We start from the raw sequence: 17,702 nt of genomic DNA, 5'->3' as shown, positions 1-17,702 counted from the left end.
CTGTGGACGCGGCGATCTTGCCGGGCATTCGCGCGAGAATCGAGTTAATGGGCGTTGTCGTAGGCTTCGACGACAGCCGCTGGGATACGACCACGAGTGTAGATGTCATAATCGTTGTCTCGGGCCCACTTGCGAATCTCTTCGAGATCGCCTCGTCCTCGCCGAGTGTCACTGGTGCGCCTCTTGGACTGCGAACTCTTGACCGCTCTGGCCACTCTGGTGAACGGCCGGAGGTTCTCTTCTAACTCCTCGGCGTGAGCTGCAGTGAGGTCGATCGCATAGCTGGTTCCATCGATCGCGAATGTGACGGTTCGGCCCTCAGCAGGGTCGGAGATGAGTGTGCCGTCGAGGTCGTCGTAGACGTGCTCAATGAGTTGTCTCGCCATCGGCCCAGTCTACAAAGTTCACACGCTGCGGGAGGCAGGACGTCACCGTTAGGTTGCGGTCCATAAGGACGAGCTCCCGACCCGGCTACACAAGTGTTCAATTCTTAATCAGCGCGTCAAGCTACTCGTGTGATGTGCCAGGGCTTGAGTTTCTATCTTTTCGCACCAGCTCGCCTCTCCTGGTCCCCGGTTCGGCTAAAATTCTGGAAACGGTGGACATGGAGGTCTCCTCATGTGGGTCGCAGTCGGCATCCTTTTGGCAATAGCACTTGGATGTTGGCTGCTCGCAAAGGCACTGTCGCCGACTGCTCACAAGCCACAGACAGACGATGCACTTCCCAGCGGGCCCGGTCGGGACTCGATCGACGCTGTTGCGCCCCCGAGCCAGACGTGGTTGTCGAAGGTAGAAGCCGATTCCGAGCTGGTCCGCGACGAGCGCGGCACCCTTGCCTTCCGCGTCGAGCGGCGCGAAGGCGAGTTCCGATTTGTCAGCCAGGAATCCGGAAAACAGCCCTCCCCTGGCAACCTAGCGCTGGCACGACTTGGGATCTTCTACTTGAACGTTCGAGGATGGAAAAACTACCCCGCTGCACGACTGAGGGTCGGCGATCATGTTGATCTTCGCCGGGAACCTGAGAACAAGTACGACCCCAATGCGATTGCTGTCGCTCGTCCCGGTTCGAAACACATCTACGGATACGTCAACAAAGGATTCGCTCGCCGCCTGGCGAAACCCATCGATTCCGGCAGACAGTTCGTCGGGGTGGTCATGGGTCGAGCGGGCGTAACGATCGCGATCATGCCCGTAGAGGTCGCTGAGGAACTGAACCTGTAGCTACGACTATCCGCCGCAACTGGCCCATCACCAGCATTGTCGCCGCGAGGAAATATGTAGCCACGATGAGCGGACAAATCGCGGTTCGAGCATCTAGGCGGCGTCTGGTCTGCAGTGCATTCGACTCCGCCTAACCACATTCGGAGCCTGAGCAGAGTCACCGCCCACATATCACCACGATCGCGAACGGTACTCCCCCGTCGGATTAATTATCACCTTTCGCGGGTGACCTTCACGTATTTCAGCACGACGATTGTGGAATTGTCGGTTTTACGGTTCTTACGGCATAACTGTTCGTCACACATTCTTTGAATAGCGCCGTCAGGGCCAACCCAAGACGGAGCTTGAAGGGTGAATACGATGTCAGAACACACTGAGTTCAGACGCAGCAGGGTTGCCTCAGACTGGGTGACCGAAGGGATAGCACTTGCGGTAGTGTCACAAACTCTTGTTGGTGTACTTCAATTCGTTCAAGGGCTTGCTGCGCTCATCAACGACGGATTACTCGTCAGCCTCCCTAACTACCTGTTCGCCTTTGATTTCACCGTGTGGGGATGGATTCATCTGACACTCGGTGTTGTGCTCATAGCGACCGGCATTGCGTTGGCGGCCCGGAGCCGAGTAGCCGCTTGGGCGTCAATCTTCTTCTTGTGTCTCGGAGCGAGCGCCAATTTCTTGTTTCTCCCTATCTATCCGTTGTGGTCCATAGTGCTTCTGGGGATTGATTTCTTCGCGCTCTGGGCAGTGACCAAATCAGGTTTGCTGGGCGACTGGGTCTGACTGCCGTCGGGCTGACCAAGGAGCAGAACGTACACATTGTCCGCCGCACACACTCATAAGAACTGTTGGCTGCGACAATCAGCCGAGTCCGCTGGCAGTCACGTCCATCCCCCGGTTGGCTCTGCCTTTGATATCAAGGACCGCGGACCACCAGCGCCTTTACCTCAACGTCGTCTCCAGCCCCCACGCTAACCATCAGATTGCCTGTCAACGAATGTGAAGGATGGTAAAAGAGATGTCGCTCAATCCTCAGTTGGTTTCCTGGGAGGAGTCGGTTGCCAAGCACTCAATCGAGGAGTTCGTCGCTTCGACCGTCGACGGGCCAGAAGCCGTCCCCCGGCCGGAGCGCATCGCCGTTTTCGACAACGACGGTACGCTTTGGTCGGAGAAGCCGATGCCGACTCAGCTGCACTACGTGGTGCAACAGTGGCTGGATGCGATCAAAGTTGATCCGTCGCTGGCCAAGCGACAGCCATACCGCTCAGTGAAGGACGGCGATCTCGCCTGGCTTGGGCGGGCGGTTGACAAACACTATGACGGCAACGATTCCGATCTAGAATTGCTGGTCAAAGCGATTGTGGGTCTTGTCGAACACAACTCGGTAGAAGACTATGCGCGATCGGTCGAGCAATTCTATCGAACAGCCCAGCATCCGATCCTGAAAAGGCCTTACGCAGACACCGTCTACCAGCCGATGGTCGAACTGCTCCGGTATCTCGAAGCACACGGTTTTACGTGCTATATAGTCTCCGGCGGAGAACGTGACTTCATGCGTTCAATAACCGAAGAGTATTACGGTATTCCGCCGGAGCGAGTCATCGGCTCAGCGTACGGCCTGACCTACGATTGGGAGTCGTCCTCCCTGCGATATGCCGCTTCGTTGAGCTTCTTCGACGACGGAGAGGAAAAGCCCAAACGCATTTGGAGCCGAATAGGACGACGCCCCCTTCTCGCAGTGGGCAATTCCAACGGCGACGTCCCGATGCTCGATTTCACAAAATTCGGCCCGCGGCGTGGGCTCTCGCTCTTGATACATCACGACGACGACACGAACCGAGGAGACCCTCCCTACGACGCTGGGGCTCAAAGTGCTCTTGCGGCGGCAGCCGACCGTCCTTATACCCGGGTGAGCGTGAAGAATGATTGGACGACACTGTTCCCGTCTACCGTCCAACAGCGGCGAGACCAATGACTGCGCTGAGAGCATCGGACGGATCCCGCTGGTTGTTGCCCACGCTCGCCGGGTATCGCCGAGAATGGCTGAGTCCCGACATCGTCGCCGGATTGACTGCAGGCGCTGTTGTCGTTCCTCAAGCGATGGCGTATGCAACGATCGCGAAGCTCCCCGTCCAAATCGGACTCTACACATGCGTCATTCCGATGTTGGCATACGCGCTCATCGGTGGGTCTCGAGCAATGAGCGTTTCCACGACCTCTACAGTTGCCACTCTAACAGCAACAACGCTTGTTACAGCCGGCATTGCATCGGGAAGTCAAGATGCTGTTGGCACACTCATGGCGCTCTCCTTGATGGTCGGTCTGATTCTGTTAGGCGCTTGGATTCTGCGCCTCGGCTCCCTCGTCGAGAACATCAACGTTGCCACCGTCCTGGGTGTGAAGATCGGCGTAGGCGGCACAGTAGCAATTGGACAGCTTCCGAAATTGCTTGGCGAGGACACAGAACCCTCAGGCGAAGGCTTCATTCGTGTTCTATCCGCCGCAGTGAAATCGTTCGAAAGTATTAGCCTTCCTACTGTAATGCTCTCGGTCGGATCGATCCTCGTTATGGTCTTGTTAAACCGAACTGCGCCCAAGATCCCGGGCACCCTCGTCGTGGCTGTCGCAGGAATAGCACTGGTTGGATTCGCCAAAATTGACGATGCCGGAGTCGCTCTCATTGATCCAGTGCCTTCAGGTTTGCCGATTCCCGCGATTCCCGATCTTTCGCACTTGATAGCACTAGTACCTGGCGCATTGGCAATCGCAATGATGGTGTTCCTCGAGTCGGCAACTGTCGCGCGGGGCATTCGGAAGCCATCCGAGCCACCGATAGAGGCAGATCGAGAGTTGCTAGCGGCCGGAGTAGCGAATATCGCAGGCGCATTCTTCTCCACACTGCCTGCCGCCGGCGGGCTGTCGCAGAGCGCGGTCAATCGGGCTGCAGGTGCTCGAACGCAGCTTGCCGGACTAGTCACGTTAACGCTTGCCGTTCTCATTGCCATACTTTTCGCACCCGTGATCTCGATGCTTCCGCAAGCGACACTTGCCGCTATGGTTGTGGTCGCTGTTTCGAGCCTGATCGATATACCCACATTAATCCGCTGGGCACACATTAGCCCCACCGATTTCTGGATCGCTCTCGTTGTGGCCGCGATTGGACTGACTGCGGGCCTGCTTCCAGCGGTGGGGGCCGGAGTGATCGTCACGCTCTTCCTCGTGCTACGAGAAATCAACACGCCTAGGATCGAAATCGTTGAAAAAAGAGGTAACACGCTCGCCCTCCATCTCGGGCTGGGCCTTTACACTGCGAACGCACGGAGCAACGAACAGGCGATCATCGAACTGGCCACTGAAGAGGCCGACCCAGTCTCTCAGCTGATTCTCGACGTCCGACGAATAGATGTCATGACCGTTACCGTCCTTGACACGCTCACCGATCTCGACCACGAGTTGGCCGACAAGGGTATTTGCCTGCACCTTGCCGGGCTACCCGTACGAGCGACCACTCTCGCAGCAAAGACTTCCTGGTTTCGGCAGTTGGTTGCTGCTGGTCGCATTCACACCGATGTCGATGAGGCATTTGAAGCCAATCAGTGAGAGTCGTATTCGCCTAGGTGGAGCCCAGGCGGCGCTCGTGAGATGCTCGCCTGCCTCGAAATCCTGCACGCTTTGCAATTCGGTTGAAACGTCTCACACTTGTGCTCAGCAACATAGTGGCGTCTTTCAGGGTCTGCGGGAATCTGCCGCCTTGGGAAATGCACACCTGCGCTTGTCTCCGATTGAAACTGCGATACTCTGTCCGACAATTAGTGGTGCGCTGGATCCTGACAGCAGGTTCGCACTGACTCGTGGAGGCTTTCAACGGTACGGGACTTCTGTGCTTTGACGCTCCTTGTGACAGACACGAAAACGGGGCAGGATCGACGTGACCTGCCCCGCCTCGTACCTCGATGATTCTATTCGCGGGCGAACGCACCGAGTGCTTCAAGCTCGAAGTCCAAATACTGTTCGCTGCTGACGTCGATCCCGACTCCCTGAATCGTGCCGCCCGTGAATGGGAAAGGATTCGTGTACTGAGTGCTGACTGTGTCGGCGCTGTCATATCCAACGCACAAACCGTCGCCGCAAAGCGTGAACTTGCCGACTTGCGCACGCATCGGCCCTTCTGCGACGGCGAGTTCGTCGATGAACAGTGTGCATTGACCGACGGACTCACCATGCTCGCCAGACTTCAGCCGGTTAAACTCCATGCCGAGCGAGTGTTTACCGGGCTCGAGCTTTCCCGATGTGTAGGTCTGCTCGGGCGGTATGCCGAGGAAGTTGTACACGTAGTTGAGGCGATTGTCTTTTATGAATAGAGCATGCCCTCCGAACCGTGAGCCGTGAGCGAATATCACTCCTTGTGCATCAGCTTCTATTTCGACATTAGCAATGATCTTAAAGGACCTGCCCCGAACATTGACGGCAACGCTCTCCGGTACGGGAGTGGTATCGGGATAGTAGATGTATCGATTACGAGGCGGTTCGGCCTGCGGTCGTTCTATCGTGAGCTGGTCACGAGCTGAACGATCGTCGAGCGGAAGAACATTGTTCTTTTCAGCTTGCTCGTTCCACGCGGTGACAAGTTCCCGTAGCTTCTCTGGGTAGTCTGCAGCCAGATCCTTGGATTCCGACCGGTCCTCGTCTGTGTGATACAACTCCCACCGGTCCTCGTCGAATCGACCGTGGCCGGTCAGTGGTGCGTGGATTGCGGCGGCTTTCCATCCGTCCTTCCAAATGCCGCGGGTCCCAAGCATTGCGTAATATTGCACACTCTTCTGGGTCGGCCCATCAGGCTCGGCATCGAAAGAGTACTTCATCGAGACACCGTCAAGTGGACGCTGCTCAATTCCACGAAACACTTCGGGCATCTCGATTCCGATGACGTCCAGCACAGTGGCCACGACATCCACCGAGTGATGATACTGGTGCCGGATCTCACCTTTGGCTTTGATCCCCGCCGGCCAGTGGATGACCATCGGGTCGCATGTTCCACCGGAGAACTGCGAGTAGCGTTTAAACATCTGGAATGGTGAAGAGAATGCCGCTGCCCATCCTGTGGGGTAGTGATTGTACGTTTCCGGCCCTCCAAGGACATCGATCTTTGATAGATTCTCCGCCAAGTCATCCGGAAACCCGTTGAAGAACTTGTTCTCGTTGACCGATCCGTCGGGAGACCCTTCACCTGAGGCACCGTTGTCAGCACAGTAGAAGATCAGGGTGTTGTCGAGCTGCCCCGTTTCTTCTAAGTAATCGATCAACCGACCGATCTGCGCGTCAGTGTATTCGCTGAAGCCAGCAAAGACTTCAGCCATGCGACTGAAGAGGCGTTTCTCCTCCTCTGACAGCTCTTCCCAAGGCTTTACGAAGTCGGCAACATTTGCCTGGTCCTCGGGCATCGGGTTGAGGGGCGTGAGCTCAGTGTCGGACGGAAGGACACCGCGTTCGATCATTCTCTCAAGCACCCACGATCGATACGCGTCGTAACCATCGTCGAATGCACCCTTGTACTTATCGATGTATTCCTGTGGTGCATGATGTGGCGCGTGATTGGCACCGGGGCAAAACCATGTGTACCAGGGTTTAGACGGATTCGAGGCGTTCTGATCGCGGAGTAGACGAATCGTCTGGTCGGCGAGGTCTCTTGACAGATGATATCCGTCTTCGGGCAGATAGGGCTGCTCGATGAAGTGGTTGTCTTCGACGAGGTCGGGGTACCAGTTGTTCGTCTCGCCGCCCAGGAACCCGTAGAAGCGGTCGAACCCTTGCGATAAGGGCCATTGCTCTTTACTTCCGCCAGCCGAAATATCCTCTTCTGGGACATTGTGGTCTTTGCCGACCCAAAACGTTGAGTAGCCGTTTTGCTGGAGGACTTGACCGATTGTGGCGCATTCTGCGGGAATGTGTCCTGACAGGCCAGGAAAGCCGTTAGTACCCTCCATGATGTTCCCCATACCGTTGAGGTGATGGTTACGTCCCGTGAGGAAGGTCGACCGTGTCGGCGAGCATAACGCGGTCGTGTGCCATTGGGTATATGTGAGGCCGTTCTCGGCAAGCCGATCCATCGTGGGCATGTTGATGCGGCCTCCGTATGGGGACCATGAAGCCATGCCAGTATCATCATAGAGAATGACAAGCACGTTTGGCGCGTCGTCTGGCGCTTTAGTTGGCTCGTACGGTTTCCAGTCCGCAACGGAATCGCGAACGTCGAGCTCAATTCTGCCCTGGAATTCGTCGGACATTGGTGCACTCCTAACCTGGCGCACGCACAACGTCGCGCATGCGTGGTTGCGACTCTATCGAGGTTGCATCGAACTCCGGCATCGGATCACCCGCCCTGGGTGATGCCTTAAGCGTCCTTCGCGCACCTGAAGCCCACGTGTGACATTCCCGTGTCTTCGGACTGTGGCGAGCGTGCTGCGGGTCGGAACCGCAGGCAGTAGTCGGGAGAGCACAGGAAAGAACCACCTTTGAGTACCCGGCGCGGGCCGACTTCCCCGCCGGTCGAGCTCGTCGCGGCCAGCAGGTTAAGCCGTTCTCCAGCGTTCACGGGCTTCGCCGACGGAGGAACATGACGCGGCGAGTAGTATTCAGACGTCCATTCCCATGTGTTGCCGATCATGTCGAAGAGCCCATAGCCGTTGGCGGCATACGAACCGACAGGTGCCGTATCGCCGACCCCGCGGTTGTCATAGGGAAAGCGCCCGAGCCAGGAGTTCGCTTTGGCGACACCACCGGGGTATGGCTCGTCACCCCAGGCAAAACGTGTCTCCGTCATGCCTCCACGAGCTGCGTATTCGTACTCGGCTTCGGACGGTAGGCGTTTCCCTGCCCATATGGCGTAGGCCAGTGCATCTTCGTAAGCAATATGGACGACAGGATGATCTTCCCGATCGCGAGTCGTCGAACCGGGCCCAAACGGCTCGCGCCAGTACGCTCCTGGTTGCCAGCGCCACCACTGTCGCCAATCACGAAGATCCACCGGACCGAGAGTGGGAGTGAACACCAACGCTCCAGGCACGAGATCCTCACGCGCTGCACCAGGAAAGTCATCAGGGTCCAGTGGCCGCTCGGCCACTGTGATGTAGCCGGTGGAGTCGACGAATTGAGCGTAAGCGGCATTCGTCACTGCATACTTGTCCAGGTGGAAAGATCTGATTTCTCGTCGGTGCACGGGTTGTTCGTCCGGATAGAACTCATCGGACCCCATGAGGAAAGTGCCGCCTGGGATCAAGATCATCTCGCGTTCACCATCTGCCATGGCATCATTCTAGTTATGGCTTGGCTCATCACCAGCCTCTGAACTCAAGAACTCCAACACATATCTAGTCGATACTTGACACAGTCGCTGGATACGGTGTTTGCGTATTTGTCGCTGTCTCAGATCGGGATACTGATAGTGCACAAAGCACCGACTGGGTTGGACGAGCACATGAACTCGTCCAACCCAGCAAGTCAGTCACTCGCGTCGACGAACGGTCCTGATAATACTGGCACCGGCAGCGATCAGGAGCAGGCCGACGATTAGCCAGGTCACGATCACTGCTCCGGTTCGGGGGAGGTCTCCGCCGCCACCATCAGCGTCGCCATCGGCCCCACCACCGTCAGCATTACTATCGTCTGAGCCTCCGCTGTCGGCACTGCCGTCGGTTCCACCACCGTCGGAACTGTCATCCGCTGTGTTGTCGTCATCTGCGAATGTGTTCGTCACAGTGATTGTTGAGGGATCTCCGCCAATTGTCACTTCACCTGGTTCTCCTTCACCGATCGTCGAGATCGTCGTAGACTCGGCACCGCCGTCGTCGGTCTCGGTTACCGTGCATTCAGCACCGATTGGCAATCCGTCGTAGATCACCGGATCGTTCGGGGTAATATCTCGAACAGCTCCGCCGGGGATCTTGAGAGCCTCTCCATTGAACGTGCAGTCCAAGCTCACTTCGAAAGGGCCAACATCGTGTGCGTCGCCATTGACGACCTTGTCCACCTCGATCGAGCCGACGTCGAAGGTGTTCGTCACGGTCACAGTTGCCGAATCGTCGTCGGCCGGAGGGACTTTGACTTGGCCCGGATCTCCACCGTCGACCGTGGTCGATACGCTCGCTGTGGTAGCGCCACCGGTGTCAGTTTCTGTGACGATGCAGTCTGCACCAACAGGAAGTCCGGAGTAGACTGCCGGTTCACCCGGGCTCACCGTCCGGGTCGCCCCACCGATGCCCTCGGCAGACATGTCAATGTCCTCACCTTCGAAGGCGCACTCGGCGGTGACTTCGAAGTCGGTGCCGGCGAACTCGCCACCGTCCCCCTCAACGAGTTTCTCAACGTCGAATTCGCCGAGATCGTAGGTGTTGGTCACCTCGACTGCGATGGGTTCAGTGCCTTCGCTGATGGTGCCGGAGTCTGGTACAACTGTGGTCGTCGTCGCGCCGCCGTCGTCCGTCTCAGCGATGGTGCACTCAGAGCCGTCGGGCAGACCAAGATACACTGCCGGGACGCCGGGGCCGAACCGGCGAGTCTCACCGCCGGGGATCGGCACATCTTCGCCTTCGAATGTGCAGTTCAGAGTCGCTGCGTAGGGAAGATCAGCGATCGAGTCGATGTCGTCAATCGAGTCCGGTATATCCGGTGCGAAGTCCGCGCCGTCACCGTCGACAGTCTTCTTCACGACCAGTGGGCTGGTCTTGAAGGTGTTGGTCGCCAGGACCTCGACCGAAGTGGTGTCGCCGTCGTCGTTCGGTGGGACGACGACCTTGGCAGAGGTTCCATCAATCGGGTCGCCGTCGTCGACGGTCATCGTGGTCTCTGTCGCTCCAGCGGTGTCCGTCTCGGTCACGGTGCACTCCGCACCGACGGGCAATCCTTCGTAGACCGCTGGGTCGCCGGGCATGAACTCCTGCGTGGCTCCGCCAGGGATGTCGATTGCGGTTTCACCGTCGGGGAACGTGCAATCGACTGTGGCCTCGAACGGTCCTGCGTTATAGATGCCAGAGCCGATTCCCATTAGCTTCTTGTCGACCTCGATGGTGCCGACATCGTAGGAATTCGTCACCGTTACTTCGGCGGCCGCACCATCGTCTGCTGGAACGATGACCTCTCCGGGCTCGCCGCCGTCGACGCTCGAGGAGATTTCGACGTCGGTGGCTCCGAAGTCATCGGTCTCAGTGACAATACAGTCCGCCCCGACCGGAAGACCGTCATAGGTGACTGTGCCTCCCGGCTCGATCTCCCGTGTCGCCCCGCCAGGAACGTCGATCTCACTGCCTTCGAAACTGCATTGAGTGCTCACTTCAAACGGTCCGGCACCAAAATCGGCTCCGTCACCCTTGACTACCTTCTGTACGGAGAACTCCCCGACCTCGTATGTGTTGGTGATGGAGACATTCACCTGCTGCTGCGAACCGTCGTCGCCACCGATGATCACAGTTTCGGGATCGATCGAGACGGAAGTCGCCTGTCCCTGTTCAGATTCGGTCGTTGTGCATTCGGCCCCGATGGGCAGCTCCTCGTAGTTCACCGGCTCGCCCGGCGTGAGTTCACGACTCGCTCCACCCGGTATGTCTACCTCGGTTCCATTGAAGGTACATTCCAGAGTGACTTCATAGGGTCCTTCGGCGAAGTCGGCTCCCTCCCCGTCGATGACCTTGTCGACCGTGACCGACCCGGGATCAAAGACGTTGGTCACTGTGATCTCGGCTGGGTCGGGTCCGACGGTCACCGTACCGGGATCGCCGTCCGTTGCTTGCGCGGAGATGGTCGTCGATGTCGCACCGCCGTCATCAGTTTCGGTTACGACGCAGTCGGAACCGATCGGCAGGCCCTCATAGGTGACAGGTTCCCCGGGAGTCAGTTCACGTTGGGCCCCGTCGGGAATCTCGACGTCTGCGCCCTGATACGTGCAGTCTGCGTTGACCTCGAACGGACCCAAGGCGTCGTCGGGTAGCCCGGTGTTGTTCTCGACGACCTTGTCGACAGAGAACGATCCCAGGTCGAACTCATTGGTCGCGGCGACTTCTGCAGTTTCGTCTGCCCCTACTGTCACTGGGTTCGGAGTGATCTCAGAGGAGGTGGCACCCCCGTTGTCAGTCTCAGTGAAATCGCATGACGCGCCGGTGGGCAGATCGTCGATCGAGGCTTCAAGCGGGTCGTCACCTCCGAGGCTGACCGAGTCGTCATAGACGACCTTCGCGTCTGCACCGCCGTCTCCGTCAGCATCAAAGGTGCACACGACGTCGAAGACAAACGGTCCGGTCCCGTAGTCGTCGGCACCATTGCCAGTGACCTCTTTGGCGAGGTGGATGGAACCGACGTCAAAGTGATTTTCCACGTTCAGCTGTGTTCCGGCGGTTCCTTCATCGTTGGCAACGATCGTCATCTTGGCCGTGTCCCCGTCGGTCTCCACCGGGTCTTCGCCGGGTTGGCTGACCGTCATCGACGTCGACGCGGCTCCCCCAGTGTTCGTCTCGGTCACCGTGCATTCGGCGTTGATCGGCAAACCAGTGAGTTCGGTCGGAGTACCGTCGGCCGGGAGGTCGACGACCATTGGATCATTGGGGCCATAGCCCTCGGCATAGACGGGATCGCCGAGGAAGGAACAATCGACGCTCGCTTCGAATGGACCGTACTCAATCGGATTGCCGTCCTCATCGACTGCCTCGGAATCAACTGTCTTGGCCAACTCCAGATCACCCAGTTCATAGTTGTTCACAGCGTCAAGGGTGACTGAGTCCGGTGACTCCCCGATCGTCACGGAGCCGACGTCGAGCGAAGTCTGACCGTTCGAGTCATCCTCAGTAATCGTGCACTCGGCACCGTAGGGAAGGTTCGGGACCTCGGTCTCTCCACCGTTGGGCACAGTGATGGTGATCGGGTCGAGGTCTTCTTCCAACCACGAATCAACTGCAGACGTGCACTGCACCTGCAGGGTGAATTCGTCCGGGGCGTAGTCAGCTCCCGCTCCTGCAGCCGTCTTGTGTACAGTCAGTGGTCCTGTCGCGGTCGCGACTCCGACCTTCGCCCCTTCCGTCGGCAGCATGTTGACCTCTTTGCCGTCCGCGGTGACGGCCACTCCGCCGGCTGCCGCCGAGTTCCAGGCGATCGACCGGTCCCCTGCCTCCGGGGCCCCAGCGGGAGTTGTGGTGGTGCCTTCCACGCTGACTGAATCGCCCGGATCGAGGAGGTTCTCCGGGTCCATGGTAATAACGACCTTGATTGCTGTGACGTTTTCATACACGTCCGGAGAAGTGTCTGGGGTCAATTCCACCCAGCCCGTCTGTGGGTCATCGGTCGGGCATGGATGATTGGTGGGGTCCTCGATGTCGTCCATGCAGTAGTCCTGCGTGGTTGAGTAGTAGACCTTCGACGATGCGCCGTCCGGTGCATCGGTGATCGCTGGGGGTGGGTCCTTGGTCAGCGTGGGAGACCATTCTGAGCCCCGAGCAGAGGAAGTGGCGTAGGAACCCACATCTCCTGGGGTAGGAAGGCGGTCGTAGAGTACCGCCTGGTCCATCGGCAAGTTGCCGACGTTTTTCCATGTTGATCTGCCAAGTCTCGTTGTGCCCGGGAGCGATGACCGGGGTGCAGGGGTAGGCATAGAACCCATCGTCATTTGGAGTGCATTCGGCGGTTTGGTCGGGGTAGTCCGGATCGACCATGACTGCGAGTTCATCGTCGTCGGTGGCCTTGACCAGTTTGTCTTGGCTGATGACGGCAGTTCCCGTTGGGTGGACGTCAGCATCGGCCTGACATTGTCCGGTTTCGTCGTCCAATCGTGGTTCACAGTCATCCCATGGTCGGTCTCCTGTCACTCCGACGGTATTGTCCACCGGAGTCTGTGGGGGAAGGCCGAAGCGGAAGTTGACCATCACGGTGACTTGGTAACTCTGTCCAACTTCGAGCACCGATCCTTCGGGGAATGTGAACTCGAGGTTGTCGATGTCCCCTTCCTGGTCGACCGATACCTCGTCGGGGTTGTCCGGCAGGTTGGGGGTGTCCGGGTCGGGGTCGGATCCCGATAGCGAGTACGAATAGGGAGTGTCTGTATCCGCGAGCTTCAGCTGCGCACCGTCGTCATCGGTGGGCATCGGGTCAGTAATCACCGGGTCGGTAATCGGACGCTGTCCCGTGTTGGTGATTGTAATGTTCATCGGGAAGGTGGAGGTGGGTCCTTGCGATCCGTCGGTGACTGTTCCGTCGAAGTCCTTCTTCACGCTCACACCATTGACGGCGTGCATGTATCGGATCTGTGCGTCGGCGGAGTCTGAGGCAGAGATCGGGACTTGTTCACCGGTATCTGGATCAACGATGAGATCAGCGCCCGTCGTTGTGCCGTCCACCGAGTTGCTGGCCACGCCGGGTTCGGTTTCGCCCGGAGCATTCGGGTTTGAGGCCAGGTCGTGTTGGACTGGTCCGCCGGAGCGCATGTCATCGCGCCGCAGCACGTCAAGAGGCACTGATTGTTTCGGTGTGGCCGGGTTTTCCCAGATCTGTCCGTCGGCCCGGGTGAAGGTGAACCTCAGCCCCTGGACGTCGCCGGGATTGACTCCGTCCGGCAGTGTGAACGTGTCGCTTGGGGTGCCCTCGATCCAGTCGGCACCATCAACGGTGACTGGATCTGGGGAGTCTGGGTCGCCGGAGAAGGTCCCGCCGGTGAGAACATCAACCTGGACCTGGTCGATCGGCGCGGCCAATTGCGCGCTCGGGTCGAATCCGACGAAGTCGTATTGGTTCCAGAATTGAGGGTCATCGTCGGTCAGGACCATTTCAACGCTGCGCGATGGTCCTTGGGGTTGGCCTGTGATCGTCATGGTCACCGGTGTGTCATCGGCATCAGCGCCGTGGTTCGGCTCAGTGATGGTGTCGGGATCGAAAGTCTTCGTCACATCTAAATCGATGTCGGCGTCTTGGAGGTCCATCGTGGCGTCGTCATAGACCTGGCGTTTATCTTCATCCGTTCCTCCCGGATCGTCGATCGTTGCGATCGCGCCATTTGTTTCCGGCGAGTAGTCGTCGACCGTGATCGGGTCACCGGTGTATCGATCGAATTGCCGCAATTGCAGGTTCAGTTCCATACTTCCGGCGGCTGCGGGCGCGATCAGCCCGTCGAATGAGGTCTCCACGCCAACCACATCGGCTAGCTCGGACGTCGTCAGTGCCAAAGCTTCGTCTCGCGTGAAGTCCGCAGTGGAATCGTCGTCGTACGTCAACGTCACCGTTGTTGTCTCCGTGCCCTCAGGGGGCGTGATGGCTGTGAATCCACGCAGGGTGAAGGCGTCGAAAGGCTTGGTTCCATCTGCTGTGATTACGTCGGAGGAGTCTTCTGCACCGGGATCAGCGATCCGAAGTCGGTCGATCTTCGATCCGGACTCGTTGGTGCCGGTGATCGTGGCCTCGGTCGTCGGGTAGTACTCATGCGGAGTTCCATCCGGCGGAACGGAGAGAGGACCTCCGGACCAATCCTTTTTCACTCCAACGTTGAGCGGTTCGTCAAGAATCTCGGCAGTATCGCCGTCCGAGTCGGTGTAGGTTCGGTCCCGGTACGTTGCCGTTGCGCGAGCAGTGTTGTTGACCACGCCGGCGTCGTCGGTGTTGTACATCGTTCCGCGGGTCGCGCCGAGCACAGGTTCGTCAGTGTTGCTGCGCTTGTAGTCGCGCACCTGGAAGGTCAAGTCCAGATGGCGACCGTCGTCCTGTACCGATCGCGCGACTCCATCACCCTTGATCGGTGCGGTGGGATCATCACTGGTGTCAGGGCGCGTCGGTGACTCGGTGTAGATGACACGCGCTGAGATGGTTGAGGATTGCTCTTCCGCGGTCAGTGGCACTGCGTCCATGCCGCCGTCGCAGGGATTCGAATTCGTACACGGTGAGTTGGTTGCCTGCACCCATTCCGATCCGTTGTAGAGTTCGACGCCCGAGATTGCGTCGTATTCGATTAATGGGTCAATCGAGGAATCGATTGCTTCGATCTGCGCGAGATTGAACGCGTCATAGAACGAATCCGAAATATCAGTGCTCTCAGGATCAGCGATATCGGAGATGGCCATCGGATCGACTCCGGAGAACCCGCCGGTTGACCAGGTGATGCGACCGGTGACTTGGTCGTCTGTACGAGCTCGCACTGTTGCTGGGTCACCTAGCATCGTCTTGTCGAGGAAATCGACAGTGCCCGATCCGTCAGTGGGGAACGGGTCGACAGTGTCACATCCTTCGACGGGTTCGGTCCGGTCCACCGTCTCGGCGGCGGCCGAGGACGCCGCACAGTTCTCGATCGGCTCGTCTCGATCTGCCGGTCCAGTGTAGTCTGCGGTGAAGTTGGGCTGGAACTCGGTTCCAGGTGGAAAACCTTCCCCGTCGTCGGCGTCATAGGTGAACCGCACCCCTTGCGCGTTTTCGGGGAGGTCGCAGTTGACAGTTGCTGGGCCATGCGTCGGAGGGCAATCGGGAGCGGTTTGCCACGACTGGCCGTCCCAGTATTCGACGGTCAATGTCGCATTGGCCGGGACTGAGGTGCTGCGCACGCCGGTGGCGGTGAAATTGTCCCAGAACTCTCCCGGGTTGTCCGTGTTGACTGGGTCCTGCACGACGAAGGTGTCGGCCTCAGTCGTCGACCCGTCCTCACCGAAGGGCAGAAGGCTGCTGGGCAGCTGGACCACAACGTTCTGGCCTTCAGCTGCAGGAATCGTCGAGGGAGTGATGATCTTCTCGATGTCCGTTGCAAGCCGGTCTTGCAGGGTGACGAGTTCGTCGTTCGCCGTGGCCGGGTCTGTGTTCGGGACTTCGGCTTGGACCTCATTGGGGTGTGACACACGGTCGGGTTCCTGGTCGGGATCGGTGTCTGCGGTGAACGGAATCGTTGCCTCGGCACCGTTGACGATGTCACCGGTGAACTCGACGGTGAATCCCACGATGGTGCAGGTCTGCGATGGAGTCGCCGGCATCGTGTCAACAGTGGTCGTCGATTCAGTGACCTCCGTGCCGTCGGCGCAGGTGTACACCACGGTTGCCTCGGTCGCATCAGCGGGCCACACGATTCCGGCACCCGACGAGTCACTTCCCCACCCCGTGAATGTCAGCGCGTCGTCTCCCTCAAAAGGACTGTCAGTGCCTGGCCCGGGTTCGGTGATGATCAGCGAGTCGACCGCCGTGCCGGTGTTGGTCGCACCAAGGGTCACAGTGGTCGATTTGCCTGCTTCCACCTCTGCTGGAGAGAAGCTCTTTGAAGCCGTCACCGAGGTGTTCGGCGGTGTGATGAGGTAGGTGTCTTCAGCAGTCGCTGGCTCAGACTCATCGCCGTCAAGCGAGACGACTGTTGAAGTGTCGTTGTTGACCGCCGTCGGGTCGGTGAGTTCTGCGACAGCATCGGCCTGCTGAACCTCAACAGGAATGGTAGCCGTGGCACCGGGCTGGATGTCCCCGGAGAAGGTGTAGCGAACTCCTTGGACGTCGGCTGGGTCGACGGAGTCGTCTAGCGTCTCCCAAGAATCGCCGTCCCAGTATTCTTCGGTGACATCGGTCGCGTTCTCCGGCATCTCGATATCACCGGTGCCGGTGTATTCCAGGTAAGTGAACGGGTTGGGGTCGGCGCTTGGATCGACGGGATCTTGAACGACCATCGTATCGACCGGAGTGTTCGAGGTATTCGTACCTTCGACAGTCATGGTGGCGTCCGTGCCGGGGACCGCCAGAGCTTCGTCGGGGTCAATGGTCTTCGCAGCCTCCGCAGATAGGTCAAGGTCGACAACCGGTGTCACCGTGGCCGATGAGCTCTTCTCCTCGGCGTTGTCGGAGACGACTGTCGCCGTGTTCTCTATCGGTTTGCCGCTTTCGCTGTAAGGCAGGTCAGGATCGATTTTGGCGGTGATGGCGATCTGCGCCTGATCGCCGGTTCCCACTCCCTCTTCGTTTGTGTACGTCACCGTGTTGGACTCGACATCAGCGTCGACTTCTCCGCCGCCGCTGCTGATACTCGCGCTAACGAGGACCAGCCCGTCAGGCAGAACATCAGACATTTCTGTGTTGTCACAGGTTTGATCGGTACCGCTCGGGTCGGAGCAGGAGATCGTCACGACGAACTCGACGTTGTCTCCCGGAGCATATGGGCCATCTGAGATGACCTGCTTGCTGATTCCCCACTCGGCGGCCATTGCCGAGGCCGAAGGAAGCACCGTGCCGACCATAGCCAAGAGCAAGACGAGGACAATCGACACGATTCTCTTGGATCGCTTACCGATCCAATCGCTCGTCGCCGAACCTAGCCTTTTCCGAGGAAACATCAAGTCCTCCTGCAGTTTTCGCGTACACGTCGCTGTGTGACAACTATCACGAAACTAGCAGGATCTATGGCCAATTACGAGAGTTGTAGCAAAATCTCTTGCTGTCTGAAGAACGAATTAAACTATCCGAAAGACACAAGAATCGAAGGAATTGCGACACTGAACGAGTCGCTC

Annotated in this window: 9 protein-coding genes; 4 read left to right on the top strand and 5 right to left on the bottom strand. The window is 58.5% G+C overall.

What is annotated here, in order from left to right; translation table 11 throughout:
• Positions 1 to 44: 44 nt before the first annotated feature.
• Entirely contained in the window at positions 45 to 386 is a 342-nt protein-coding gene (locus AC2W7L_RS10310) for a histone-like nucleoid-structuring protein Lsr2 (RefSeq protein ID WP_486004383.1), read from the bottom strand.
• Positions 387 to 618: 232 nt separating this feature from the next.
• On the opposite strand from AC2W7L_RS10310, the gene AC2W7L_RS10305 reads away from it, so the two are divergent.
• From AC2W7L_RS10305 to AC2W7L_RS10290, 4 genes are all read left to right on the top strand, one after another.
• Positions 619 to 1,221, top strand: coding sequence for an HIRAN domain-containing protein (locus AC2W7L_RS10305; RefSeq protein ID WP_486004382.1), 603 nt, complete (start codon positions 619 to 621; stop codon positions 1,219 to 1,221).
• Between the two features lie 360 nt (positions 1,222 to 1,581).
• A complete protein-coding gene (locus tag AC2W7L_RS10300; RefSeq protein WP_486004381.1) occupies positions 1,582 to 2,001 on the top strand; it encodes a DUF7144 family membrane protein in 420 nt (139 codons plus the stop codon).
• Between the two features lie 223 nt (positions 2,002 to 2,224).
• On the top strand, positions 2,225 to 3,193 hold the full coding sequence (locus tag AC2W7L_RS10295) for an HAD family hydrolase (protein ID WP_486004380.1): 969 nt from the start codon (positions 2,225 to 2,227) through the stop codon (positions 3,191 to 3,193).
• The gene (locus AC2W7L_RS10290) at positions 3,190 to 4,818 is read left to right on the top strand and encodes a SulP family inorganic anion transporter (RefSeq protein WP_486004379.1); all 1,629 of its coding nucleotides are present in this window, start codon (positions 3,190 to 3,192) and stop codon (positions 4,816 to 4,818) included. Before AC2W7L_RS10295 ends, AC2W7L_RS10290 begins: the two co-directional genes overlap by 4 nt.
• Positions 4,819 to 5,177: 359 nt before the next feature.
• On the opposite strand, the gene AC2W7L_RS10285 is transcribed toward AC2W7L_RS10290, so the two are convergent.
• The 4 genes from AC2W7L_RS10285 to AC2W7L_RS10270 form a co-directional block, all read right to left on the bottom strand.
• Positions 5,178 to 7,502 (bottom strand): arylsulfatase, encoded by a 2,325-nt coding sequence (locus AC2W7L_RS10285; RefSeq protein ID WP_486004378.1) that lies wholly within the window; start codon positions 7,500 to 7,502, stop codon positions 5,178 to 5,180.
• 107 nt (positions 7,503 to 7,609) lie between these two features.
• The gene (locus tag AC2W7L_RS10280; protein WP_486004408.1) at positions 7,610 to 8,500 is read right to left on the bottom strand and encodes a formylglycine-generating enzyme family protein; all 891 of its coding nucleotides are present in this window, start codon (positions 8,498 to 8,500) and stop codon (positions 7,610 to 7,612) included.
• Positions 8,501 to 8,719: 219 nt separating this feature from the next.
• Positions 8,720 to 12,487, bottom strand: a complete 3,768-nt coding sequence (locus tag AC2W7L_RS10275; RefSeq protein ID WP_486004377.1) for a DUF5979 domain-containing protein — start codon at positions 12,485 to 12,487, stop codon at positions 8,720 to 8,722.
• Between the two features lie 46 nt (positions 12,488 to 12,533).
• Complete coding sequence (locus AC2W7L_RS10270) at positions 12,534 to 17,399, bottom strand: COG1361 family protein (RefSeq protein ID WP_486004407.1); 4,866 nt, start codon at positions 17,397 to 17,399, stop codon at positions 12,534 to 12,536.
• Positions 17,400 to 17,702: the final 303 nt, after the last annotated feature.

The sequence above is a fragment of the Brevibacterium sp. LAARM3_SD1 genome (assembly GCF_057364765.1).
Note: the sequence above shows the minus strand (reverse complement) of the source record. Positions and strands in the feature narration are given on the sequence as shown.